The sequence below is a fragment of the Klebsiella sp. 141198 genome (assembly GCF_050600785.1).
Taxonomy (GTDB): Bacteria; Pseudomonadota; Gammaproteobacteria; order Enterobacterales; family Enterobacteriaceae; genus Klebsiella; species Klebsiella aerogenes.
In genome coordinates, this window is the sequence record NZ_JAQIRM010000001.1 from 113,372 (window position 1) to 136,755 (window position 23,384).

25 protein-coding genes are annotated in these 23,384 nt (G+C 54.3%); 23 read left to right on the forward strand and 2 right to left on the reverse strand.

Going from position 1 to position 23,384, the window contains the following annotated elements; translation table 11 throughout:
* Positions 1–401: 401 nt before the first annotated feature.
* Positions 402–1,355 (forward strand): 23S rRNA pseudouridine(955/2504/2580) synthase RluC, encoded by a 954-nt coding sequence (gene rluC, locus PGR10_RS00550; protein ID WP_430923088.1) that lies wholly within the window; start codon positions 402–404, stop codon positions 1,353–1,355.
* Between the two features lie 40 nt (positions 1,356–1,395).
* Here rluC and PGR10_RS00555 read toward each other — a convergent pair whose 3' ends face one another.
* A complete protein-coding gene (locus tag PGR10_RS00555) occupies positions 1,396–1,980 on the reverse strand; it encodes a Maf family protein (RefSeq protein WP_087858005.1) in 585 nt (194 codons plus the stop codon).
* Positions 1,981–2,121: 141 nt separating this feature from the next.
* Between PGR10_RS00555 and yceD the strand changes: the two genes are divergently transcribed.
* The 22 genes from yceD (at position 2,122) to PGR10_RS00665 (ending at position 21,055) form a co-directional block, all read left to right on the forward strand.
* On the forward strand, positions 2,122–2,643 hold the full coding sequence (yceD, locus tag PGR10_RS00560; RefSeq protein WP_015705036.1) for a 23S rRNA accumulation protein YceD: 522 nt from the start codon (positions 2,122–2,124) through the stop codon (positions 2,641–2,643).
* A 16-nt stretch (positions 2,644–2,659) separates the two neighbouring features.
* Positions 2,660–2,833 carry a 50S ribosomal protein L32 gene (gene rpmF / locus PGR10_RS00565; protein WP_000290724.1) on the forward strand — a complete coding sequence of 58 codons (174 nt, stop codon included), beginning with the start codon at positions 2,660–2,662 and terminating at the stop codon, positions 2,831–2,833.
* A gap of 146 nt (positions 2,834–2,979) precedes the next feature.
* Positions 2,980–4,080, forward strand: coding sequence for a phosphate acyltransferase PlsX (gene plsX, locus PGR10_RS00570; RefSeq protein ID WP_087858004.1), 1,101 nt, complete (start codon positions 2,980–2,982; stop codon positions 4,078–4,080).
* A 53-nt stretch (positions 4,081–4,133) separates the two neighbouring features.
* The gene (locus PGR10_RS00575) at positions 4,134–5,087 is read left to right on the forward strand and encodes a beta-ketoacyl-ACP synthase III (RefSeq protein ID WP_045393676.1); all 954 of its coding nucleotides are present in this window, start codon (positions 4,134–4,136) and stop codon (positions 5,085–5,087) included.
* A 15-nt stretch (positions 5,088–5,102) separates the two neighbouring features.
* Positions 5,103–6,032: an ACP S-malonyltransferase gene (gene fabD, locus PGR10_RS00580; protein ID WP_087858003.1), complete on the forward strand. Its 930-nt coding sequence runs from the start codon at positions 5,103–5,105 to the stop codon at positions 6,030–6,032.
* Between the two features lie 12 nt (positions 6,033–6,044).
* The gene (gene fabG, locus PGR10_RS00585; RefSeq protein WP_015367190.1) at positions 6,045–6,779 is read left to right on the forward strand and encodes a 3-oxoacyl-ACP reductase FabG; all 735 of its coding nucleotides are present in this window, start codon (positions 6,045–6,047) and stop codon (positions 6,777–6,779) included.
* Positions 6,780–6,989: 210 nt separating this feature from the next.
* Positions 6,990–7,226, forward strand: a complete 237-nt coding sequence (gene acpP / locus PGR10_RS00590; RefSeq protein ID WP_000103754.1) for an acyl carrier protein — start codon at positions 6,990–6,992, stop codon at positions 7,224–7,226.
* 88 nt (positions 7,227–7,314) lie between these two features.
* Entirely contained in the window at positions 7,315–8,556 is a 1,242-nt protein-coding gene (gene fabF, locus PGR10_RS00595) for a beta-ketoacyl-ACP synthase II (RefSeq protein ID WP_087858002.1), read from the forward strand.
* 128 nt (positions 8,557–8,684) lie between these two features.
* A complete protein-coding gene (pabC, locus tag PGR10_RS00600; RefSeq protein ID WP_430922750.1) occupies positions 8,685–9,494 on the forward strand; it encodes an aminodeoxychorismate lyase in 810 nt (269 codons plus the stop codon).
* Positions 9,495–9,496: 2 nt separating this feature from the next.
* Positions 9,497–10,519 (forward strand): cell division protein YceG, encoded by a 1,023-nt coding sequence (gene yceG, locus PGR10_RS00605; protein ID WP_113374197.1) that lies wholly within the window; start codon positions 9,497–9,499, stop codon positions 10,517–10,519.
* Positions 10,509–11,150 carry a dTMP kinase gene (tmk, locus tag PGR10_RS00610; protein ID WP_113374196.1) on the forward strand — a complete coding sequence of 214 codons (642 nt, stop codon included), beginning with the start codon at positions 10,509–10,511 and terminating at the stop codon, positions 11,148–11,150. The genes yceG and tmk overlap by 11 nt, the downstream gene beginning before the upstream one ends.
* Complete coding sequence (gene holB / locus PGR10_RS00615) at positions 11,147–12,151, forward strand: DNA polymerase III subunit delta' (protein ID WP_087857998.1); 1,005 nt, start codon at positions 11,147–11,149, stop codon at positions 12,149–12,151. The genes tmk and holB overlap by 4 nt, the downstream gene beginning before the upstream one ends.
* Positions 12,152–12,161: 10 nt before the next feature.
* Positions 12,162–12,956: a metal-dependent hydrolase gene (locus tag PGR10_RS00620; protein ID WP_430922751.1), complete on the forward strand. Its 795-nt coding sequence runs from the start codon at positions 12,162–12,164 to the stop codon at positions 12,954–12,956.
* A 297-nt stretch (positions 12,957–13,253) separates the two neighbouring features.
* The gene (gene ptsG, locus PGR10_RS00625) at positions 13,254–14,687 is read left to right on the forward strand and encodes a PTS glucose transporter subunit IIBC (RefSeq protein WP_045393695.1); all 1,434 of its coding nucleotides are present in this window, start codon (positions 13,254–13,256) and stop codon (positions 14,685–14,687) included.
* A 257-nt stretch (positions 14,688–14,944) separates the two neighbouring features.
* Positions 14,945–15,301, forward strand: coding sequence for a purine nucleoside phosphoramidase (gene hinT, locus PGR10_RS00630; protein WP_087857996.1), 357 nt, complete (start codon positions 14,945–14,947; stop codon positions 15,299–15,301).
* A gap of 4 nt (positions 15,302–15,305) precedes the next feature.
* On the forward strand, positions 15,306–15,680 hold the full coding sequence (locus PGR10_RS00635; RefSeq protein ID WP_087857995.1) for a YcfL family protein: 375 nt from the start codon (positions 15,306–15,308) through the stop codon (positions 15,678–15,680).
* A gap of 21 nt (positions 15,681–15,701) precedes the next feature.
* Positions 15,702–16,340, forward strand: a complete 639-nt coding sequence (gene lpoB / locus PGR10_RS00640) for a penicillin-binding protein activator LpoB (protein ID WP_213316802.1) — start codon at positions 15,702–15,704, stop codon at positions 16,338–16,340.
* Positions 16,321–17,148: a thiamine kinase gene (gene thiK, locus PGR10_RS00645; RefSeq protein WP_113374194.1), complete on the forward strand. Its 828-nt coding sequence runs from the start codon at positions 16,321–16,323 to the stop codon at positions 17,146–17,148. Before lpoB ends, thiK begins: the two co-directional genes overlap by 20 nt.
* Positions 17,149–17,171: 23 nt before the next feature.
* Positions 17,172–18,182 (forward strand): beta-N-acetylhexosaminidase, encoded by a 1,011-nt coding sequence (gene nagZ, locus PGR10_RS00650; protein WP_430922752.1) that lies wholly within the window; start codon positions 17,172–17,174, stop codon positions 18,180–18,182.
* Between the two features lie 36 nt (positions 18,183–18,218).
* Positions 18,219–18,761, forward strand: a complete 543-nt coding sequence (gene ycfP, locus PGR10_RS00655; protein ID WP_087857991.1) for an alpha/beta hydrolase YcfP — start codon at positions 18,219–18,221, stop codon at positions 18,759–18,761.
* A 244-nt stretch (positions 18,762–19,005) separates the two neighbouring features.
* On the forward strand, positions 19,006–20,310 hold the full coding sequence (locus PGR10_RS00660; RefSeq protein WP_087857990.1) for an NAD(P)/FAD-dependent oxidoreductase: 1,305 nt from the start codon (positions 19,006–19,008) through the stop codon (positions 20,308–20,310).
* A 205-nt stretch (positions 20,311–20,515) separates the two neighbouring features.
* A complete protein-coding gene (locus PGR10_RS00665) occupies positions 20,516–21,055 on the forward strand; it encodes a glycine zipper 2TM domain-containing protein (RefSeq protein ID WP_430922753.1) in 540 nt (179 codons plus the stop codon).
* Between the two features lie 57 nt (positions 21,056–21,112).
* On the opposite strand, the gene PGR10_RS00670 is transcribed toward PGR10_RS00665, so the two are convergent.
* A complete protein-coding gene (locus tag PGR10_RS00670; RefSeq protein ID WP_087857989.1) occupies positions 21,113–23,302 on the reverse strand; it encodes a TonB-dependent siderophore receptor in 2,190 nt (729 codons plus the stop codon).
* Positions 23,303–23,384 lie beyond the last annotated feature (82 nt).

The window sequence follows — 23,384 nt, forward strand, 5'->3', positions numbered from 1 at the left end:
AGTCCCGGAGTCGTCGCCGTCCTGCCACGCAAAAATCTTATAGAGCCTGTGCCGGTAAGGACTGCAACCCGCAGCCCGCTAACTGTCTGAAAGATCAATACGTCTTACGCCATTGCTGCGTGGATGATCGGTCAGACAAAATTGGTCATTCCGCTAATTTCTTGTTCTAACAAGTGTCAACACGGAAAACAGCCTCATTATTCCATTGCTAACCTTGTTATAGCAAGTTCACTTTTACCTTTTATCACCGGGTTACTCACAGTTTTTTCACCAGCGTCTACAGATTGTTCTAATAACAAACAAAACGCCGATGAAGCATGCGATGAAATCCGGATACTGATAAATATAAGCATATAAAAATGAGTGGCGCTAATGCCCTCGGCTATTTAGAATCGCCGACCATGAAAACTGAGACTCCAACCGTAAAAATGGTTGCCATTTCCGCCGATGAAGCGGGGCAACGTATCGACAACTTTTTGCGTACGCAACTTAAGGGCGTACCGAAGAGCATGATTTATCGCATCCTGCGTAAAGGCGAGGTGCGGGTAAACAAAAAACGCGTCAAGCCGGAATATAAACTGGAAGATGGCGATGAAGTGCGTATCCCGCCAGTGCGTGTCGCCGAGCGCGAAGAAGAGGCCGTTTCGCCGCACCTGCAAAAAGTGGCGGCGCTGTCGGATGTGATTCTCTATGAAGACGATCATATCCTGGTGCTGAATAAACCTTCCGGCACCGCAGTGCACGGCGGTAGCGGTCTGAGCTTCGGCGTGATTGAAGGGCTGCGCGCGCTGCGCCCGGAGGCCCGTTTCCTTGAACTGGTTCACCGTCTCGATCGCGATACTTCCGGCGTGCTGTTGGTGGCGAAAAAACGTTCGGCGCTTCGTTCGCTCCACGAGCAGCTGCGTGAGAAAGGGATGCAGAAGGATTATCTGGCGCTGGTGCGCGGTCAGTGGCAGTCGCACACGAAGGTGGTACAAGCGCCTCTGCTGAAAAATATTCTGCAGAGCGGCGAGCGTATCGTGCGCGTGAGCCAGGAAGGTAAGCCCTCCGAAACGCGCTTTAAAGTAGAAGAGCGTTACGCATTTGCCACGCTGGTGCGCTGTAGTCCGGTTACCGGGCGTACGCACCAGATTCGCGTTCATACGCAGTATGCGGGACATCCGATTGCTTTTGACGATCGCTATGGCGATCGCGAGTTTGACAAGCAGCTTTCATGGACTGGCTTAAACCGCCTGTTTTTGCATGCGGCGGCGTTGAAATTCACCCATCCTGGCACCGGAGAGGTGATGCGTATTGAAGCGCCGTTGGATAACCAACTGAAGCACTGCTTACAGGTTTTACGTAATAGCAAATAGGTAAAGCGGCGGATTTATACTCCGCCGCTTTCTTTTCTGACTAACTGAGTAACGGGTTGTAGCCTTCCCGGCGCAACATCTGGCATAGCGCTATTAGCGGTAACCCAACCAGCGAATTAGGGTCGCGTCCTTCCAGTCGTTCAAATAGCGTAATACCTAATCCTTCGCTTTTAAAACTCCCGGCGCACTGCAGAGGGTTCTCTTTACGGATATAGGCCTCGATCTCCTGATCGCTTAAATGCCGAAAATGGACGTCGAAAGGTTCGCATTCCGTTTGCAGGTGTCCGTTGGCGGAATTATAGAGCGCCAGTCCGGTATAAAAAGTGACAATCGTGCCGCTGGCTTTGCGTAGCTGACGGTGGGCGTTTTCTTCAGTGTGTGGTTTACCGGTAATTTCGCCGTCTAAGACGCAAACCTGATCGGAACCTATAATAAGGTGCTGAGGGAAGCGGGATGCCAGCGCCTGGGCTTTGGCTTGCGCCAGACGCACAACCAACTGGCGGGCGGATTCGCCGGGCAGAGGCGTTTCATCAACCTCAGGCGCTGCGCATTCGAACGGCAGCGAGAGTTTTTCCAGCAGCATCCGCCGCCACGGCGAGGTTGAGGCCAGGAGAAGATTAGACATATTTTTTCATCCACATATAGCGCTTCGCAGAGCATCATTTTAAACTATGCGCCGCAATGTGTGCGAATAAATGGCAAAAGGCAACCTGAGGCTGCCTTTTTCTTTGACTCTATGACATTACAAAGTTAATATGCGCGCCCTATGCAAAAGGTAAAATTACCCCTGACTCTCGATCCGGTTCGCACGGCTCAAAAACGCCTTGATTACGAGGGTATCTACGCCCGTGATCAGGTTGGCCGTGTCGCCGATTCAGTCGTCAGCGTGGACAGTGATGTGGAATGCAGCATGTCGTTCGCTATCGATAACCAGCGTCTCGCCGTTATTACCGGTGATGCGAAGGTATCGGTAACCCTCGAATGTCAGCGTTGCGGGAAACCGTTCCCTCATCATGTTCACACAACGTATTGTTTCAGCCCTGTCAGAAATGACGAACAGGCAGAAGCACTACCGGAAGCGTATGAGCCGATTGAGGTTAACGAATTCGGTGAAATCGATCTGCAGGCGATGGTTGAGGATGAAATCATTCTTTCCTTGCCGGTAGTTCCGGTGCATGATTCTGAACACTGTGAAGTGTCCGACGCGGACATGGTCTTTGGCGAACTGCCTGAAGAGGCACAAAAACCAAACCCATTTGCCGTATTAGCCAGCTTAAAGCATAAGTAATTGAGGAGTAAGGTCCATGGCCGTACAACAGAATAAACCAACCCGTTCCAAACGTGGCATGCGTCGTTCCCATGACGCTCTGACCGCAGTCACCAGCCTGTCTGTAGACAAAACTTCTGGTGAGAAACACCTGCGTCACCACATCACTGCCGACGGTTTCTACCGCGGTCGCAAGGTAATCGCTAAGTAATCACGCCTTACTCCGTGGATTTCACGTTGCAAGAAAACGTAATTAACGTCCTTGTAACGTGAAAGACAAGAGTAAAAGCGTGGTGAAGCTTAGTGAGGATCTCCCCAGGTAACTGGGGAATAACCGAACCGGGCAGCGACGATACCTTGACACGTCTAACCCTGGCGTTAGATGTCATGGGGGGCGATTTTGGCCCATCCGTGACAGTGCCTGCAGCACTGCAGGCACTGAACTCTAATTCGCAACTCACACTTCTTTTAGTCGGCGACCCCGACGCCATCACGCCATTACTTGCCAAAGCTGATTTCGAACAACGTTCGCGATTGCAGATTATTCCTGCACAGTCAGTTATTGCCAGTGATGCGCGGCCCGCTCAGGCTATCCGCAATAGTCGCGGTAGCTCGATGCGCCTGGCGCTGGAGCTGGTAAAAGAAGGCCGGGCCGAGGCCTGCGTTAGCGCGGGAAATACCGGCGCGCTGATGGGACTGGCGAAATTATTGCTCAAACCCATTGAGGGAATTGAGCGCCCGGCGCTGGTGACGGTGCTACCGCATCAGCAAAAGGGCAAAACGGTGGTGCTGGATTTAGGCGCCAACGTCGATTGTGATAGCACGATGCTGGTACAGTTCGCGGTGATGGGCGCAGTGTTAGCTGAAGAAGTCGTAGGGATTAAAAATCCACGCATTGCGCTGTTGAATATCGGCGAAGAAGAGATGAAAGGTCTCAATAGCATCCGTGATGCGTCGGCGATTCTCAAAAAGCTGCCGTCCTTCAACTATATTGGTTACCTTGAAGCTAACGAGTTGCTGACGGGTAAAACGGATGTTCTGGTTTGTGATGGATTCACGGGCAACGTCACATTAAAGACGATGGAAGGTGTTGTCAGAATGTTCCTTTCGCTGCTGAAATCACAGGGAGAGGGAAAAAAACGGTCGTGGTGGCTGATTTTATTAAAGCGTTGGTTACAAAAAAGCCTGAGCAGGCGATTCAGTCACCTCAACCCCGACCAGTATAATGGCGCCTGTCTGTTAGGATTGCGCGGTTCTGTGATCAAAAGTCATGGCGCTGCCAACCAGCGCGCATTTTGCGTCGCAATAGAGCAGGCAGTGCAGGCGGTGCAGCGGCAGGTTCCACAGCGGATCGCCGCTCGCCTGGAATCGTTATACCCAGCAGGCTTTGAACTGCCAGGGAGCAGCAGCGGTAACGGGAATGCCCGACGGCACAACGGGACCAACGGATACGACTGACGCCCTGCGGTTTGAACAACGCGGGTATATTACCCAAGAGTGACTGAGCGTACATGTATACAAAGATTATTGGCACCGGCAGCTATCTGCCTGAGCAAGTGCGTACTAACGCCGACCTGGAAAAAATGGTTGAAACGACTGACGAGTGGATTGTCACGCGTACAGGTATTCGTGAACGCCGTATTGCCGCAGCGAACGAAACAGTTGCTACGATGGGCTTCGAAGCCGCAAAGAAAGCGCTTGAAATGGCGAATGTCAACCCGGAGCAAATTGGTCTGATCGTTGTTGCGACCACCTCGGGCACTCATGCCTTCCCGAGCTCTGCGTGCCAGATTCAATCTATGCTGGGCGTAAAAGGTTGCCCGGCGTTCGACGTCGCAGCCGCCTGCGCGGGCTTTACCTATGCCCTGAGCATCGCCGATCAGTACGTGAAAAACGGCGCCGTTGATTATGCGCTGGTGATCGGCGCTGACGTGCTGGCGCGCACCTGCGATCCAACCGATCGCGGTACGATCATTATCTTCGGTGACGGCGCGGGCGCGGTAGTGCTCGGCGCTTCTGAAGAGCCGGGGATTATCTCCACGCATCTGCATGCCGATGGCCGCTACGGCGACCTGTTAACGCTGCCGAACGCCGATCGCGTTGAGCCGGAAAACCCGATTTATCTGACGATGGCCGGTAACGAAGTGTTTAAAGTTGCGGTCACCGAACTGGCGCATATCGTTGACGAGACGCTGGCGGCCAACAATCTTGAGCGCTCGGCGCTGGATTGGCTGGTGCCGCATCAGGCTAACCTGCGTATCATCAGCGCGACGGCGAAAAAGCTGGGAATGTCGATGGATAATGTGGTGGTCACGCTCGATCGTCACGGTAATACTTCCGCGGCCTCGGTTCCTTGCGCGCTCGATGAAGCCGTTCGCGATGGCCGTATTCAACGCGGTCAGTTGATTCTGCTGGAAGCCTTCGGTGGTGGTTTCACCTGGGGTTCCGCGCTGGTTCGTTTTTAGTATAAGGATTTAAACATGACGCAATTTGCTTTTGTGTTCCCGGGACAGGGCTCTCAGGCTGTCGGTATGCTGGCAGATATGGCCGCGACCTGGCCAGTTATTGAAGAGACCTTCGGCGAAGCTTCCGCAGCGTTGGGTTACGATCTGTGGGCGCTTGCCCAACAGGGCCCGGCAGAAGAACTGAACAAAACCTGGCAAACGCAACCGGCGCTGCTGACCGCGTCCGTCGCGTTATATCGCGTATGGCAGCAGCAGGGCGGTAAAGCGCCGGCGCTGTTAGCCGGTCATAGCCTGGGCGAATACTCTGCGCTGGTCTGCGCAGGCGTTATCAATTTCGCTGATGCTGTTCGTCTGGTTGAACTGCGTGGTAAATTCATGCAGGAAGCGGTACCGGAAGGTACCGGCGCGATGTCTGCAATTATTGGCCTTGACGACGCGTCCATCGCTAAAGCTTGTGAAGAATCTGCGCAAGGGCAGGTGGTTTCGCCAGTGAACTACAATTCACCGGGCCAGGTGGTTATCGCCGGGCACAAAGAAGCCGTTGAACGCGCGGGCGCCGCGTGTAAAGCCGCAGGCGCCAAACGCGCGCTGCCGCTGCCGGTCAGCGTACCTTCGCACTGCGCGCTGATGAAACCTGCCGCTGAAAAACTGGCGGTAGAGCTGCAGAAAATCACTTTTAACGCGCCGACCGTTGCGGTTGTGAACAACGTCGACGTGAAGTGCGAAACCGCGCCGGACGCTATCCGCGACGCGCTGATTCGCCAGCTGTACAGCCCGGTGCAGTGGACTAAGACCGTTGAGTTTATGGCATCTCAGGGCGTCGAGCACCTGTATGAAATGGGCCCGGGTAAAGTCCTCACCGGCCTGACCAAACGTATTGTTGACACCCTGACTGCTTCTGCGCTCAACGAGCCGGCTGCGATGTCTGCGGCGCTTGAGCAATAAAAGAGGAATACCATGAGTTTTGAAGGAAAAATCGCGCTGGTTACCGGCGCGAGCCGCGGTATCGGCCGCGCTATTGCTGAAACCCTCGCCGCGCGCGGCGCGAAAGTTATCGGTACTGCCACCAGCGAAAGCGGCGCGCAGGCAATCAGCGACTATTTAGGCGCCAACGGTAAAGGTCTGATGTTGAATGTGACCGACCCGGCATCTATTGAATCTGTTCTGGAAAATGTTCGCGCAGAGTTTGGCGAAGTTGACATCCTGGTCAATAATGCCGGGATTACTCGTGATAACCTGTTAATGCGAATGAAAGATGATGAGTGGAACGATATTATCGAAACCAACCTGTCATCGGTATTCCGTCTGTCAAAAGCGGTAATGCGCGCTATGATGAAAAAGCGTCATGGACGTATTATCACTATCGGTTCTGTGGTTGGTACCATGGGAAATGCTGGTCAGGCTAACTACGCTGCGGCGAAAGCGGGTCTGATCGGTTTCAGTAAGTCACTGGCACGTGAAGTTGCGTCTCGCGGTATTACTGTAAACGTTGTTGCTCCGGGCTTTATTGAAACGGACATGACGCGTGCGCTGACCGATGAGCAGCGTGCGGGTACGCTGGCGGCAGTTCCTGCGGGGCGCCTTGGCTCCCCAAATGAAATCGCCAGCGCGGTTGCATTCTTAGCCTCTGACGAAGCGGGTTACATCACTGGTGAAACCCTGCACGTCAATGGCGGGATGTATATGGTCTGACCGAGATTTGCGCAAAATGTTCAGGAAGCGCGCAGTCTGCACGCTTGCGGGTACTGTTTTGTGCGAAATCATTTGCGTTATTAGGGCAAACAGCCGCAAAATAGCGTAAAATCGTGGTAAGACCTGCCGGGATTTAGTTGCAAATTTTTCAACATTTTATACACTACGAAAACCATCGCGAAAGCGAGTTTTGATAGGAAATTTAAGAGTATGAGCACTATCGAAGAACGCGTTAAGAAAATTATCGGCGAACAGCTGGGCGTTAAGCAGGAAGAAGTTACCAACAATGCTTCCTTCGTTGAAGACCTGGGCGCTGATTCTCTTGACACCGTTGAGCTGGTAATGGCTCTGGAAGAAGAGTTTGATACTGAGATTCCGGACGAAGAAGCTGAGAAAATCACCACCGTTCAGGCTGCCATTGATTACATCAACGGTCACCAGGCGTAAGTGAACATCTCCAGGCGGTCATTCGACCGCCTGAGTTTTATCTTTTTTTGTCCCACAAGAATCTATTTTCCCTCCCTGGAGGACAACCGTGTCTAAGCGTCGTGTAGTTGTGACCGGACTGGGCATGTTGTCTCCTGTCGGCAATACCGTAGAGTCTACCTGGAAAGCTCTCCTTGCCGGTCAGAGTGGCATCAGCCTGATCGACCATTTCGATACTAGCGCCTATGCAACGAAATTTGCTGGCTTAGTAAAGGATTTTAACTGTGATGATATCATCTCGCGCAAAGAACAGCGCAAGATGGATGCCTTCATTCAATATGGAATTGTCGCTGGCGTTCAGGCCATGCAGGATTCTGGCCTTGAAGTGACGGAAGAAAACGCAACCCGCATCGGCGCCGCTATCGGTTCCGGTATTGGTGGCCTTGGCTTGATCGAAGAAAACCACAGTTCGCTGGTAAATGGCGGACCGCGGAAGATCAGCCCGTTCTTCGTACCGTCCACAATTGTTAACATGGTGGCCGGTCATCTGACCATCATGTTCGGTCTGCGTGGACCGAGTATCTCCATCGCGACCGCTTGTACTTCAGGCGTACACAATATCGGCCACGCGGCGCGTATTATCGCTTACGGCGATGCCGATGCGATGGTTGCCGGTGGTGCAGAGAAGGCGAGTACGCCGCTGGGCGTAGGCGGCTTTGGCGCTGCGCGCGCGCTGTCTACCCGCAATGACAATCCGCAGGCGGCAAGCCGTCCGTGGGATAAAGAGCGTGATGGCTTCGTGCTGGGTGACGGCGCCGGTATGGTCGTACTGGAAGAGTACGAGCATGCGAAAAAACGCGGCGCGAAAATCTACGCTGAGATCGTCGGCTTTGGTATGAGCAGCGATGCCTACCATATGACGTCTCCACCGGAAGATGGCGCTGGCGCTGCGCTGGCGATGGTTAACGCCATTCGCGACGCAGCAATTGAACCGGGCCAGATTGGCTACGTCAACGCCCACGGAACTTCTACGCCAGCGGGCGATAAAGCAGAAGCCCAGGCGGTGAAATCCGTGTTTGGCGATGCGGCACGCCGTGTGATGGTGAGCTCCACCAAATCCATGACTGGCCACCTGTTAGGCGCGGCTGGCGCAGTAGAGTCTATCTACTCTATTCTCGCGCTGCGCGATCAGGCGGTTCCGCCGACCATCAACCTGGATAACCCGGATGAAGGTTGTGACCTTGACTTCGTTCCTCATGAAGCGCGTCAGGTTTCCGGTATGGAATACACCCTGTGTAACTCCTTCGGCTTTGGCGGTACTAACGGTTCGATTATCTTCAAAAAAGTATGATCAACCGCTAATGCTGGTTTAAGCGTTGACGAAAGACCCGCCTGGCGGGTCTTTTTTTATTCGGTTTTCTCCGCTTGTTCTCTGCTTTTTATCCTGAGACACTGTGCCACCGGTGAGAGGAGCCCTCTATGTTCTTGATAAATGGTGTCGAGCAGGATGTGCTGGCAGCAAACGACCGCGCAATTCAATTCGGTGATGGCTGTTTCACCACCTCGCGAATCATCAACGGCCAGATAGCCTTTTTCAATGCCCATCTGGGCCGTTTGCAGGATACGTGCGAAAAACTCTTTATACCTTTTACTGAATGGCGAACGTTGGCCGCAGAGATGCAAGAACTGGCAAAGCCGCACAGTGAAGGCGTCCTCAAAGTGGTCATAACGCGTGGCTCAGGAGGCCGGGGATATAGCGCGACAGGCTGCATGCAGCCGAACCGCATGATGAGCGTTTCTTCTTTCCCCTCGCATTATGCGCGATGGCGAGAAGAGGGAATAACCCTGGCGTTAAGTCCGATCCGCCTGGGGCGCAATCCCTCGCTGGCCGGGCTCAAACATCTTAATCGTCTGGAACAAGTCTTGATTCGTTCTCATCTTGAGCAGACAGACGCCGATGAGGCGCTGGTCCTTGACAGCGACGGGTGGCTTACGGAATGCTGTGCCGCGAATGTGTTCTGGCGTAAAGGAAGCCATGTGTTCACGCCGCGCCTCGATCAGGCGGGCGTCAATGGCATTATGCGCCAGTACTGTATAGCCAAGTTGGCACGTTCGCCTTTTGATGTTGTCGAAGTATCCGTGCGCCCCGATGTGCTGCGCGATGTCGATGAAGTGCTGATTTGCAATGCGCTTATGCCGCTAGTACCGGTTCGTCGTTGGGATGACATCTGTTGGTCCGAACGCGAGCTTTACCATTTTTTAGCCCCATTGTGTGAGCTGCCTGGTTAGTCATGAAGAAAATGTTACGTTTTGTCTTGCTGTTAGTGGTGGTGTTCGGTATTGCCGCAGCGGCAGGGATGTGGAAAGTCCGCCAACTGGCAGACAGCAAGTTGCTTATTAAAGAAGAGACCATCTTCACCCTTGAGCCAGGAACCGGACGAGTGGTGCTTGGCCAGCAGCTTTATGGCGATAAAATTATTAATCGTCCGCGCGTATTCCAGTGGTTGCTGCGCGTCGAACCCGAACTTTCTCATTTTAAAGCGGGTACTTACCGCTTCACACCGCAAATGACGGTGCGCGAAATGCTGCAGCTACTGGCAAGCGGCAAAGAGGCGCAGTTCCCGTTACGTTTTGTTGAAGGGATGCGCGTTAGCGACTATCTGCATCAGCTGCGCGATGCGCCGTATGTAAAACACACTTTAGAAGACGATAGTTACGAAACGGTGGCCAAAGCGCTGGGGCTTGAGCATGCCGATTGGGTTGAAGGCTGGTTCTGGCCGGATACCTGGATGTACACCGCCAATACCAGCGATATCGCCATTCTTAAACGCGCGCATCAGAAAATGGTCGCTGCGGTAGCGAAAGCCTGGGAAGGGCGGGCGGATAATCTACCGTATAAAGATCAAAACCAATTACTGACCATGGCCTCTATTGTTGAGAAAGAGACCGCGGTTCCTGCCGAGCGCGATCGCGTGGCTTCGGTCTTTATCAACCGCCTACGTATTGGCATGCGTTTACAGACCGACCCTACCGTGATTTACGGCATGGGTGAGCGCTATAATGGTAAACTGACGCGCAAAGATCTGGAAACGCCGACCGCCTATAACACCTATGTGATTAGCGGTATGCCGCCAGGGCCCATCGCCGTGCCGGGCGAAGCGTCTCTCAATGCGGCCGCGCATCCGGCGAAGACGCCGTATCTCTATTTTGTTGCCGACGGAAAAGGCGGCCATACGTTCAATACCAATTTGGCCAGCCATAACCGCTCGGTTCAGGACTATTTAAAAGTACTTAAGGAAAAAAATGCGCAGTAACTATATCGTCATCGAAGGCCTGGAAGGGGCGGGGAAAACGACCGCACGCAATCTGGTCGTTGAGACACTCGAACAGCTGGGTATCCGCGATATGGTGTTTACCCGTGAGCCGGGCGGCACCATCCTGGCTGAAAAACTGCGCAGCCTGGTGCTGGATATCCAGTCTACCGGCGATGAAGTCATTAACGACAAGGCGGAAGTACTGATGTTTTACGCCGCCCGCGTACAGTTGGTTGAAACCGTTATCAAGCCGGCGCTGGCCCGCGGTCAGTGGGTCATTGGCGACCGTCACGATCTCTCAACTCAAGCCTACCAGGGCGGCGGGCGCGGTATCGATCAGGGAATGCTGGCGACGCTACGCGATGCGGTGCTCGGCGATTTCCGTCCTGATTTAACGCTCTATCTTGACGTGACGCCGGAGGTCGGCCTCAAGCGCGCGCGCGCGCGCGGCGATCTGGATCGGATTGAACAGGAGTCGATGAACTTCTTTAATCGTACCCGCGCGCGCTACCTTGAACTGGCGGCGCAGGATCCGACTATCCGTACGGTGGATGCAACGCAGCCTCTGGAAGCGGTTGAACGTGATATCCGTTCTGTCATCACACAATGGGTTGCGGAGCAACGCGCATGAAATGGTATCCGTGGTTACGCCCGTCCTTCGAGCAGCTAGTGGCTGGTTATCAGGCAGGACGGGGTCACCATGCGTTATTACTGCAGGCGTTGCCGGGGATGGGCGGCGATGCGCTCATCTACGCGTTATGCCGATTCCTGATGTGCCGCCAGCCGGAAGGGCATAAAAGCTGCGGCCATTGTCATAGCTGCCAGCTTATGCAGGCCGGCACCCATCCTGATTACTACACGCTTGCCCCGGAGAAAGGCAAGAGTGCGCTAGGTATCGATGCGGTGCGCGGCATCACTGAAAAACTCTATGAGCGCGCGCGTCTCGGCGGCGCGAAGGTGGTGTGGATCAACGATGCGACGTTGTTAACCGATGCCGCCGCCAATGCTTTGCTGAAGACGCTGGAAGAGCCGCCGGAACACACCTGGTTTTTCCTGGCCTGTCAGGAGCCGGCGCGGCTGCTCGCTACCTTGCGTAGCCGTTGCTTCTCATATCATCTTGCCCCGCCCTCTGAAGCCTGGGCATTAGGGTGGTTAGAGCGCGAAGTGACAATGTCACAAGATGCTTTGTTGGCCGCTCTGCGCCTCAGCGCTAACGCGCCCGCAGCAGCGCTAGAGTTACTGCAAGAGGCCAACTGGGCGCCGCGACAACAGCTCTGCCAGGCGCTAGCCAGCGTGTTAACCAGCGGCGACTGGCTGTCATTATTACCGGTTCTGAATCACGAACAGGCTCCGGTGCGTCTGCACTGGCTGGCATCGCTGTTGCTGGATGCGCAAAAAAGGCAACAGGGTATTTCGCTTCTGAGTAATCCGGATGCCTGGACGCTGGTTAACCAGCTGGCGCAAACACTCTCGGGCCCGCGTCTTGAAGCTATCACGCGCGATGTTAGCGCCTGTCGCGAACAGTTACTGAGCGTGGTCGGCGTCAACCGCGAACTACTACTCACCGAGCGCCTCCTGCGCTGGGAACATTACCTGCAACCCGGGGCGGTTTTGCCCGTCTCGCATCTCTGAGAATAAGAATATGTTTTTAGTCGATTCCCACTGCCATCTTGATGGCCTGGATTATCAAACGTTGCATAAAAACGTCGATGATGTTCTGGCGAAAGCCGCCGCGCGTGATGTCAGGTTTTTCCTGGCGGTCTCCACGACGCTGCCGGGATACCGCGGGATGCGTGAATTAATCGGCCAGCGCGATGACGTCGTGTTTTCTTGCGGCGTGCATCCCCTGAACCAGGATGAAGCTTATGACTTTGAGGAACTGCGTACGCTGGCAGCGGAAGAGGGCGTCGTAGCGATGGGGGAAACCGGGCTCGATTACTTCTATACCCCGGAAACCAAACTGCGCCAGCAGGAGTCTTTCCGTCAACACATTCGCATTGGCCGCGAATTAAATAAACCGGTGATTGTGCATACCCGCGATGCGCGCGCCGACACGCTGGCAATTTTGCAGGAAGAAAACGTGACGGATTGCGGTGGCGTACTACACTGTTTCACAGAAGATAGAGAGACTGCGGGTAAACTGCTCGATATGGGATTCTATATTTCGTTTTCCGGTATCGTCACATTCCGTAATGCCGAACAGCTACGAGATGCCGCGCGTTATGTGCCGCTCGATCGTCTGCTGGTGGAGACCGATTCGCCGTATCTGGCGCCGGTGCCGCACCGCGGCAAAGAGAACCAGCCGGCAATGGTTCGTGATGTCGCCGAATACATGGCGGTGTTGAAAGGCGTGCCGTTGGAGCAACTCGCGCAACAAACCACCGAAAACTTTGCCAGCTTGTTCCACATCGACCCTGCCAGACTGCAACCTGCCTGATCTTTCTATTATTTTAAGGCTCGTAATTAATACTTAAAGCGAGTAAAGTTCACCGCCGCGACAGAGGCGGTGAACGCATTTTTGCAACATACAGATACACATTATGTAAATCAGTGTAAATTTTTATATGTTGACTGAATGAAACGTGATAGCCGTCAAACAATCTCCGCGTTAATTATTTTACTCTGTGTAATAAATAAAGGGCGCTTAGATGTCCTGTCCACGGCCCGGTTCTCCCCCCGAGCCAATGCGTGAAAACGTAAAAAAAGTACCAAATACTCAGGAGCACTCTCAATTATGTTTAAGAATGCATTTGCTAACCTGCAGAAGGTCGGTAAATCGCTGATGCTGCCAGTATCCGTACTGCCTATCGCAGGTATCCTGCTGGGCGTCGGTTCTGCCAACTTCAGCTGGCTGCCAGCCGTGGTTTCTCACGTCATGGCAGAAGCAGGCGGTTCAGTATTCGCCAATATGCCGCTGATCTTCGCAATCGGTGTTGCGCTTGGCTTCACCAATAACGACGGTGTATCCGCACTGGCTGCAGTCGTAGCTTACGGCATCATGGTGAAAACCATGGCGGTAGTCGCGCCGCTGGTTCTGCATTTACCTGCTGAGGAAATCGCAGCGAAACACCTGGCTGATACCGGCGTGCTTGGCGGTATTATCTCCGGTGCGATTGCAGCCTACATGTTCAACCGCTTCTACCGTATCAAGCTGCCTGAATATCTGGGCTTCTTCGCGGGCAAGCGCTTTGTGCCGATTATCTCTGGTCTCGCTGCTATCTTCACCGGCGTGATCCTGTCCTTTATCTGGCCGCCGATCGGTTCCGCCATCCAGACCTTCTCTCAATGGGCGGCTTACCAGAACCCAGTAGTGGCGTTCGGTATCTACGGCTTCATTGAGCGCTGCCTGGTACCGTTTGGTCTGCACCATATCTGGAACGTACCTTTCCAGATGCAAATTGGTGAATACACCAACGCTGCAGGCCAGGTGTTCCACGGCGACATCCCGCGTTACATGGCAGGCGACCCGACTGCAGGTAAACTGTCTGGCGGCTTCCTGTTCAAAATGTACGGCCTGCCGGCTGCAGCTATCGCGATTTGGCACTCTGCTAAACCAGAGAACCGCGCCAAAGTCGGCGGTATCATGATCTCCGCTGCGCTGACCTCGTTCCTGACCGGTATTACCGAGCCGATCGAGTTCTCCTTCATGTTCGTCGCGCCGATCCTGTATATCATTCACGCGATTCTCGCAGGCCTGGCATTCCCGATCTGTATCCTGCTGGGTATGCGTGACGGGACTTCGTTCTCTCATGGTCTGATCGACTTTATCGTTCTGTCCGGCAACAGCAGCAAACTGTGGCTGTTCCCGATTGTCGGTATTTGCTACGCGATCGTGTACTACGTCGTCTTCCGCGTGCTGATTAAAGCGCTGGACCTGAAAACGCCGGGTCGTGAAGATGCAACAGAAGACAGCAAAGGCGCCGCTACCAGTGAAATGGCCCCGGCTCTGATTGCTGCTTTCGGCGGTAAAGAGAACATCACTAACCTCGACGCATGTATTACTCGTCTGCGCGTGAGCGTGGCTGATGTAGCGAAAGTTGATCAGGCTGGTCTGAAAAAACTGGGTGCTGCTGGCGTAGTTGTTGCAGGTTCTGGCGTTCAGGCCATTTTCGGTACCAAGTCCGATAACCTGAAAACCGAAATGGATGAATACATCCGCAACAGCTAAGACGTAGTGTGGGGAGACTAAGGCAGCCAAATGGCTGCCTTTTTTACGTCGGTATTCTGGTCATTGTTTGGCAATATCCGGAAAATGGGGAGAAATGCTTATTCCCTCAGCAGCTAAGTCTATAGTTGAATAAGAAAAACTGCATTCAGGTTGAAAGAGAGGGAGGAAGTCGCTCATACTCTTAGCTGATCCTGTGCATTCGTGTTTATCTGCAGAGGCAGGCCGGAGCACGGTATAAAACTAATAAGGAATCAGTCATGGCAGAAGAAACGATTTTCAGCAAAATCATTCGCCGGGAAATCCCGTCGGATATTGTTTATCAGGATGAGCTGGTCACCGCTTTTCGCGATATCTCTCCGCAGGCGCCGACCCATATTCTGATTATCCCGAATATCCTGATTCCGACCGTAAACGACGTCACTACCGAGCACGAACTGACTTTGGGCCGTATGATGACCGTCGCGGCCAGGATTGCCCGTGATGAAGGCCTTGCTGATGACGGCTACCGCCTTATCGTTAACTGCAACCGCCACGGCGGCCAGGAAGTCTACCATATTCATATGCACCTGCTGGGCGGTCGTCCGTTAGGCCCGATGCTGGCGCATAAAGGCTAAACCGATGCGCGCTGCTTATTCAGGCGTTTTGATTCTGACGGCGCTACTGGCCGGATGTAGCTCGCGCCCGGAAATTCCGGTTGGCGAACAGCAGACTTTGGTGATGGAATCCAGCGTTCTGGCGGCGGGTATCAGCGCCGATCCGCCGTCGGTCACCGCCTCGGAAATCCAGGCCACCGCTACCTCAAGATTATTTAATGAACGGCAACAGCCCATAACCGTGCACTACCGTTTCTTCTGGTATGACGCCCATGGGCTGGAGATGCATCCGCTGGAACCTGCGCGAAGCGTGACGGTTCCAGCCCACTCGTCCGTGGTGCTCTACGGCAGTGCCAATATTCTCGGGGCGCACAAAGCCCGTCTTTATCTTTATCTCTAAGAGGTCATCATAATGATTAAAATGTGTCGCTATGCGTTAATCACTGCACTGGCGATATTCCTGGCAGGCTGTGTGGGGCAACGAAATGAACCTGCGCCAGTCGAGGAGGCCAAGCCGAAGCCGGAACAACCTGCGCAGCCGCAGCCGACGGTACCTGCCGTGCCGACGGTGCCAACGCAGCCGGGTCCAATCGAACACGGCGGTGAACAGCCTTCGCAGCCGTCCCAGCCCGCGCCGCGCGTTCGCCACTATAACTGGGACGCCGCTGTGCAACCGATGGTCGGTCAGATGCTGCAGGCGGGCGGCGTGAACGCAGGTAGTATTCTGCTGGTGGATAGCGTCAACAACCGTACCAACGGATCGCTGAACGCATCCGAAGCGACGTCCGCGCTGCGCAATGCGTTGGCGGGCAACGGCAAGTTTACGCTGGTCTCCTCGCAGCAGCTCTCCGTAGCGAAACAACAATTAGGTCTTTCGCCGCAGGATAGTCTCGGCAGCCGCAGCAAAGCGATGGGAATTGCGCGCACCGTTGGCGCTCAGTATGTGCTGTATTCGAATGCCACCGGCAACGTCAACGCGCCGGAGCTGAAAATGCAACTGATGCTGGTGCAGTCCGGCGAGATTATCTGGTCAGGCAAAGGTGCGGTTCAGCAACAATAAGCTAACGCGCGACGAGCTCTTGTCGCGCTTTTTTCCCCGCTATTCGCCTGTCGCCGCGCTGACTGAAAACGGTCTTAGCGGCGGCAGCTGTATTATCAGCGATGGCGTTCGTCGGCTGGTGTTGCGCCAGCCACACGATCCGCTGGCGCCGCTCAGCCATTTTCTACGCCAGTACCGCGTGCTTCAGCGCCTTCCCGCGACCCTTTCCCCGGCGCCGGTGTTCTTTTCGCCGTGCTGGATGGTGGTGGAGTATTGCACAGGGGAAGTGAAAAGCGGGCTGCCGGAATGCCCCTCGCTTGCCGGGTTATTGTATCATCTGCATCAACAGCCGCGTTTTGGCTGGCGTATCGAGCTGGCGCCGTTGCTTGAATTGTACTGGCAGCAGTGCGATCCGGCGAGGCGTACGGTTTTCTGGTTACGCTGGCAGAAACGGTTATTACGCCGGCGAGAACCACAGCCGTTGCGTCTGGCGCCTCTGCATATGGACGTCCACGCCGGCAATATAATTCACCGCGACGACGGGCTGCGCTTGATTGATTGGGAGTATGCCGGAGACGGCGATATCGCACTGGAACTGGCGGCGGTATGGTGCGATGCCCCTACGCGTCGTCAATTGCTTAAAGCCTATTCACGGCTCGCGCATCTTGATGAGCGTCAGCTGCGGCGGCAAATACAACGCTGGCGACCGTGGGTGCTCATGCTGATGGCGGGATGGTATGAACGGCGCTGGCAGCAGAGCGGCGACCGGCAATTTATTACGCTGGCGGATGCGACATGGCGTCAGCTAAAAATAGAAAATAAAGGATAAGAGAGGTCTGTGTGGGTCCGGTAATGTTGGATGTCGAAGGTTTTGAACTGGATGCGGAAGAGCGTGAGATTCTGGCTCATCCTTTGGTCGGCGGCTTAATTTTGTTTACCCGCAACTACCACGATCCGGCGCAATTGCGTGAACTGGTACGTCAAATCCGCGAGGCCTCGCGTAATCATCTCGTGGTGGCGGTAGATCAGGAAGGCGGACGCGTGCAGCGTTTTCGCGAAGGTTTTACTCGCCTGCCGGCTGCGCAGTCTTTTGCCGCTCTGCTGGGGGTGGAAGAGGGCGGTAAACTCGCCGCTGAGGCCGGTTGGCTGATGGCCAGCGAAATGATCGCCATGGATATTGATATCAGCTTTGCGCCGGTGCTGGATGTCGGCCATATCAGCGCCGCGATCGGTGAACGCTCCTGGCATGAAGACCCGCAAAAAGCGTTGGCGATGGCGCGTCATTTCATCGACGGTATGCATGCCGCCGGCATGAAATCCACCGGTAAACACTTCCCGGGCCACGGCGCGGTGACGGCGGATTCACACAAAGAGACGCCGTTTGACCCGCGTCCTGCAGCGGAAATTCGCGCCAAAGATATGGCGGTGTTCAAAAGTCTGATCGATGAGCAACGCCTGGATGCGATTATGCCGGCGCACGTGATTTACTCTGAAATCGATCCGCGCCCGGCCAGTGGTTCAGAATACTGGCTGAAAACGGTGCTGCGCGGCGAGCTGGGCTTTGATGGCGTCATCTTCTCTGACGACCTGTCGATGGAAGGGGCGGCGATCATGGGCAGCTATGCTGAACGTGGACAGGCATCGCTCGATGCCGGTTGCGATATGATCCTGGTCTGCAATAATCGTAAAGGCGCGGTGAGCGTATTGGATAACCTGTCCCCGATCAAAGCAGAGCGTGTTACAAAATTGTATCATAAAGGTTCATTTACCCGTCAGGAACTGCGAGATTCCGCGCGTTGGCAGACGGTCAGCGCACAGCTGGAGGCGCTCCATGCGCGCTGGCAAGAAGCGAAGTCTGCGTAATTAACCTGAAGGGCGTTGTTGTCTGGTGAGGATACGATGATTATCTATTTACACGGTTTTGACTCTAACAGCCCCGGTAACCATGAAAAGGTGCTGCAGCTGCAGTTTATCGACCCGGACGTGCGGTTGATTAGCTACAGTACGCTCCATCCAAAACATGATATGCAGCATTTGTTGAAGGAAGTCGACAAAATGCTGCAGCTCAATGCCGACGATCGGCCGCTGATATGCGGTGTCGGGTTAGGTGGCTACTGGGCGGAAAGGATTGGTTTCCTGTGCGATATTCGCCAGGCCGTGTTCAACCCGAATCTGTTCCCTCACGAGAACATGGAAGGGAAAATCGACAGGCCGGAGGAGTATCAGGATATCGCCACCAAGTGCGTGAACAACTTCCGTGAAAAAAATCGCGACCGTTGCCTGGTAGTGCTATCACGCCATGATGAGGCGCTGGATAGCCAACGCTCGGCTGACTTGTTGCATCATTATTACGAAATCATCTGGGATGAAGAACAGACGCACAAATTTAAAAGTCTTTCACCGCATCTGCAGCGAATAAAGGCTTTTAAGACCCTCGGCTAACCTTGTTTTCACTTACTCAGCCCGCCGCGTGCAAACGCCGCGGGCTTTTTCTTGTCCATAATTGACGTTGTTCGTTTAAAAAATATGCGGTAAAACTTGATGCACATCAATTTTGGTATGACCAATGTTCCGTTCATGCTATTCTCGGTGCTGCTGAATGGTTTCATCGCTGCAACCTATTGTTAACTAAGAGCTATTTAAATAACTTTTACTTAACAATTGGTTAATAATTTTAGGGGGTCTTGTGACTACGCCATTGAAAAGAATCGTTATTGTAGGTGGTGGTGCCGGCGGACTGGAACTGGCTACTCAGTTGGGTAGAAAGCTGGGCCGCAGCAAAAAAGCGAAAATTACGCTGGTGGACCGCAACCATAGCCACCTGTGGAAGCCGTTGCTGCACGAAGTGGCGACCGGTTCTCTGGATGAAGGCGTTGACGCGCTGAGCTACCTGGCGCATGCGCGCAACCATGGTTTTCAGTTCCAGTTAGGCTCGGTGGTGGATATCAATCGCGAAGGGAAAACCATTACCCTCGCGGAACTGCGTAACGAGAAAGGCGAGCTGTTGGTTGCCGAGCGTAAGCTGCCGTACGACACGCTGGTAATGGCGCTGGGCAGTACCTCCAATGACTTTAACACGCCAGGGGTGAAGGAAAACTGTATTTTCCTGGATAACCCGCACCAGGCGCGCCGTTTCCATCAGGAAATGCTTAACCTGTTCCTCAAGTATTCTGCAAACCTCGGCGCCAACGGTAAGGTCAATATCGCCATCGTTGGCGGCGGGGCTACCGGGGTTGAGCTGTCCGCCGAGCTACATAATGCGGTGAAACAGCTGCATAGCTATGGTTACAAAGGGTTGACCAACGAAGCGCTGAACGTGACGCTGGTTGAAGCCGGCGAACGTATTCTTCCGGCGCTGCCGCCGCGCATTTCCGGCGCCGCGCACAATGAACTGACCAAGCTCGGGGTTCGTGTCCTGACGCAGACCATGGTGACCAGCGCAGACGTTAACGGCCTGCACACTAAAGATGGGCAGTTTATTGATGCCGATCTGATGGTATGGGCGGCGGGTATCAAAGCGCCTGATTTTATGAAAGAGATTGGCGGCCTGGAGACCAACCGTATTAATCAGCTGGTGGTGGAGCCGACGCTGCAGACCACCCGTGACCCGGATATTTACGCCATCGGCGACTGCGCCTCCTGCGCTCGCCCGGAAGGTGGGTTTGTCCCACCGCGCGCCCAGGCGGCGCACCAGATGGCAACCTGCGCGCTGAATAACATTCTGGCGCAGATGAAAGGCAAAGCGCTGAAACCGTATGTCTACAAAGATCACGGTTCACTGGTGTCGCTGTCGAACTACTCCACCGTTGGCAGCCTGATGGGCAACCTGATGCGCGGCTCGATGATGGTTGAAGGGCGAATTGCGCGCTTCGTGTATATCTCGCTGTATCGCATGCATCAGATTGCGTTACACGGCTATTTCAAAACCGGCCTGATGATGTTGGTAGGACGTATTAACCGCATCATTCGTCCGCGTCTCAAGCTGCACTAAGCGGCAGGCAATCAGGATAGCGTCATCGCGGCGCTATCCTGAAAACACAGCATATCCTTCTGCCAGAATCGCTAATTCCTGTTAGGAATCCTCTGAATCCCCTTGATTTGCCGTAGGTTCCCGCATTTTTCATCCGCTTTCTGATTTGCATACCCCCTGAGCAGAACGCAGAATTGCTAGTAACAGCAATGAAGGAGGAACTCCCGTGAATAAATCAATGTTGGCGGGTATTGGGATTGGCGTTGCCGCCGCGTTGGGCGTCGCCGCCGTTGCCGGTCTCAATGTATTAGATCGTGGCCCGCAATATGCGCAAGTGGTGTCCAGTACGCCAATAAAAGAAAGCATAAAAACGCCGCGTCAGGAATGCCGTAACGTGACCGTTACCCATCGTCGCCCGGTTCAGGATGAAAACCGTATTGCCGGTTCCGTTCTCGGCGCGGTCGCCGGCGGCGTGATCGGCCATCAGTTTGGCGGCGGTCGCGGTCGAAGCGTAGCGACCGTTGTCGGCGCGTTGGGCGGCGGCTATGTCGGCAACCAAATTCAGGGCTCAATGCAGGATAACGACACCTATACCACTACCCAGCAGCGCTGTAAGACGGTCTACGATAAGTCGGAAAAAATGCTCGGTTATGACGTCACCTATAAAATCGGCGACCAGCAGGGCAAAATCCGCATGGACCACCAGCCGGGGGCGCAAATCCCGCTGGACAGCAACGGTCAGCTGATTCTGAATAACAAAGCGTAAAACAGCAGTTTTAAGCTATTAGCCCCTCAATCACTCAGGCTGAGGGGCTTTTTTTTATCAGAACGTTAACGCGTAGTTCAGGCCGAAGGTCCGGCCGCGGCCTTTATATTCGTACAGCCCGGCGCTGCCATAGGTTGGACTATACAACAGCGGCGCACGCTGTCCCCAGATGGTGACGTAATCCTCATTCAGCAAGTTCTCGATGCTAAAGGTCAGTTTACCCACCGGGAGCAGATAGCTACCGATAAAATCGACGGTGTTGTACCCATCAAGTTTATTCCCGCTGGCATCGCTTAAATCAAATACCTGCTGGCTTTGCACACGCAGCGACCACGGGTCCGGCGCCCAGCCGACCCAGGCAGTAGCTTTCGACGGCGAGGCCAGGGTGACGTCCCACTTCTGCCAACTGCCATCAGTTTTTACTTGCGATTTCAGCACGTTGAAGTTAGCGCCCAGACTCCAGTCGCTATCAGGCACGAAGTAGTCCACCGCGCCTTCCACGCCGTAAATGCGTCGTTTATCCGATTGCACATCAATGGTCATATCGCTGCGGTTAACCACGATGGTTTTGTCTGATGTCGAGTAATAAGCGGCAAGCTGGGTGCGCAGGTTGTCGCCGGTGTAGCGCCAACCCAGCTCCCAGGAGTTAACTTTGATCCCCTGCAGCGGCGAGTCGCCGACGTTAACACTGGAGACCAGCGGCAGATGGCCGTTGACCGCGGCGCCGTAGCTGCCGATACCGTAATATTTACCCGGATCCGGGAGTTCGACGCCCTGAGAGAAGTTAAACCAGGTCTGCTGGCGTTCGGTAATGTGGGCGACGATCCCGGCGTTAAAGAGGAAGTTATCATAATCGGTCTTGCCGCCAGGAATGGCGTCAGCCGACCGGTATTTACCTTTGGCCACATCCTGCTGTTGCGCATAGCCGACAAAATCATCAACCCGATTTTCCGTCCACTGATAACGGACGCCGCCGCTAAGGGTGAAGATGTCGTTCAGGTCATAACTGCTTTGCAGGAACGGCGCGAGATTGGTGATGCTGTAGCCAGGGTAACGGCCCGTGGTATAGGCTGACTGGTTGTTCAGGCCGCCGGAAGCCATCGCTTTATCCAGATCGAAAAACATCTGGTTGGAATTAAAGGTTTCATGGTCGGCATCAACGCCCCAGGTTAGATCCCATCCCGTTAGCGGCTGGCTGTTGAAGGTAATTTTAGCGCCGTACTGGTCGGTATCCTGCTGTGAGGCGGAAAAACTGCTGATTTTACCTTTGCTCAAGGCCGGGAAGGGGTAGAAGGTCAGCGATTCGTCGCGATAGTAAATCTGGCTGACCAGGTTCTGACCGAAGAAGTCGGCGTCGGAATATTGCAGGCTGATCAAATGACGTTCGGTGCCGGGTACGCGGTCAGAGTTAAGCCCGTTAGAGGTCCAGGCTTTACTTTCGCCAAGTACCGCCGACATATCTTTGCCCAGATTCAGGCCATAATCATCGCCCTGGCTTTTATAGTACTGCGTGACTAGCTGGAGCTGACGCTGGTCATCGATTTCTATGGTACCGGTGCCCATCACGTCGAGTCGGTCTGAATGCTGTAAGCCGGTTTGCGTATTATCGAGGATCAGCGCGTCATTGTTGCCGTCATACCAGCCGCCGAAGCGCTGATAGGCCACCGATAGACGGCCGGAAGCATGATCGGTACCACCGCTGACGGCCGCCGCCACCCGTTCATCATGGTCGTTGCTATTGGCAAAGCCGGTTTTACCACCCAGCTCCAGATCCACCTGGCGTTCCTGCTGGCCTTTTTTCGTAACGATATTAATCAGACCGCCGGTACTACCGCCACCGTATAACGACGTCGCGCCGGAAATAACTTCAATATGCTCGATGTTAAACGGATCGATGGCATCAAGCTGGCGGCTATCGGTGCGCGATGAATTGAGGCGCACGCCGTCGATCAGCACGACGATGGCGCGTCCGCGCATGTTCATGCCGTAGTTGGTACGCCCCTGGCTGCTGACATCTATCCCGGGGATCAGCTGCGCGAGGACATCTTTAAACTCTTTACCACCCTGAACCTGTTGCTCGATTTCCTGGCCTTCAATCACCCAGGTGGTTTGCGCCATCTCAGCGACGGTACGGTGGTTACGGTTGGCGCTGACGATAATATCGTCTTCATCGGCAGCCTGCGCAGTAAACGCTGGCAGAGCGGTGGCCAGCAGCAGAGGATTGAGCAGCCAGAGGCGCTTGTTCATTCGCATTCCTTGATATGAGTTAGTCAGTACTGTTGTTATTTTTTTCAGCCACAGGCGCGGCTGTTACAGCGTGAAACATATA

Bases quoted from the DNA above. Each gene is read 5' to 3' on its own strand.
- rluC (WP_430923088.1), top strand. From the start codon at position 402: ATGAAAACTGAGACTCCAACCGTAAAAATGGTTGCCATTTCCGCCGAT.
- PGR10_RS00555 (WP_087858005.1), bottom strand. From the start codon at position 1,980: ATGTCTAATCTTCTCCTGGCCTCAACCTCGCCGTGGCGGCGGATGCTG.
- yceD (WP_015705036.1), top strand. From the start codon at position 2,122: ATGCAAAAGGTAAAATTACCCCTGACTCTCGATCCGGTTCGCACGGCT.
- rpmF (WP_000290724.1), top strand. From the start codon at position 2,660: ATGGCCGTACAACAGAATAAACCAACCCGTTCCAAACGTGGCATGCGT.
- PGR10_RS00575 (WP_045393676.1), top strand. From the start codon at position 4,134: ATGTATACAAAGATTATTGGCACCGGCAGCTATCTGCCTGAGCAAGTG.
- fabD (WP_087858003.1), top strand. From the start codon at position 5,103: ATGACGCAATTTGCTTTTGTGTTCCCGGGACAGGGCTCTCAGGCTGTC.
- fabG (WP_015367190.1), top strand. From the start codon at position 6,045: ATGAGTTTTGAAGGAAAAATCGCGCTGGTTACCGGCGCGAGCCGCGGT.
- acpP (WP_000103754.1), top strand. From the start codon at position 6,990: ATGAGCACTATCGAAGAACGCGTTAAGAAAATTATCGGCGAACAGCTG.
- pabC (WP_430922750.1), top strand. From the start codon at position 8,685: ATGTTCTTGATAAATGGTGTCGAGCAGGATGTGCTGGCAGCAAACGAC.
- yceG (WP_113374197.1), top strand. From the start codon at position 9,497: ATGAAGAAAATGTTACGTTTTGTCTTGCTGTTAGTGGTGGTGTTCGGT.
- tmk (WP_113374196.1), top strand. From the start codon at position 10,509: ATGCGCAGTAACTATATCGTCATCGAAGGCCTGGAAGGGGCGGGGAAA.
- holB (WP_087857998.1), top strand. From the start codon at position 11,147: ATGAAATGGTATCCGTGGTTACGCCCGTCCTTCGAGCAGCTAGTGGCT.
- PGR10_RS00620 (WP_430922751.1), top strand. From the start codon at position 12,162: ATGTTTTTAGTCGATTCCCACTGCCATCTTGATGGCCTGGATTATCAA.
- ptsG (WP_045393695.1), top strand. From the start codon at position 13,254: ATGTTTAAGAATGCATTTGCTAACCTGCAGAAGGTCGGTAAATCGCTG.
- hinT (WP_087857996.1), top strand. From the start codon at position 14,945: ATGGCAGAAGAAACGATTTTCAGCAAAATCATTCGCCGGGAAATCCCG.
- PGR10_RS00635 (WP_087857995.1), top strand. From the start codon at position 15,306: ATGCGCGCTGCTTATTCAGGCGTTTTGATTCTGACGGCGCTACTGGCC.
- lpoB (WP_213316802.1), top strand. From the start codon at position 15,702: ATGTGTCGCTATGCGTTAATCACTGCACTGGCGATATTCCTGGCAGGC.
- nagZ (WP_430922752.1), top strand. From the start codon at position 17,172: ATGTTGGATGTCGAAGGTTTTGAACTGGATGCGGAAGAGCGTGAGATT.
- ycfP (WP_087857991.1), top strand. From the start codon at position 18,219: ATGATTATCTATTTACACGGTTTTGACTCTAACAGCCCCGGTAACCAT.
- PGR10_RS00670 (WP_087857989.1), bottom strand. From the start codon at position 23,302: ATGAACAAGCGCCTCTGGCTGCTCAATCCTCTGCTGCTGGCCACCGCT.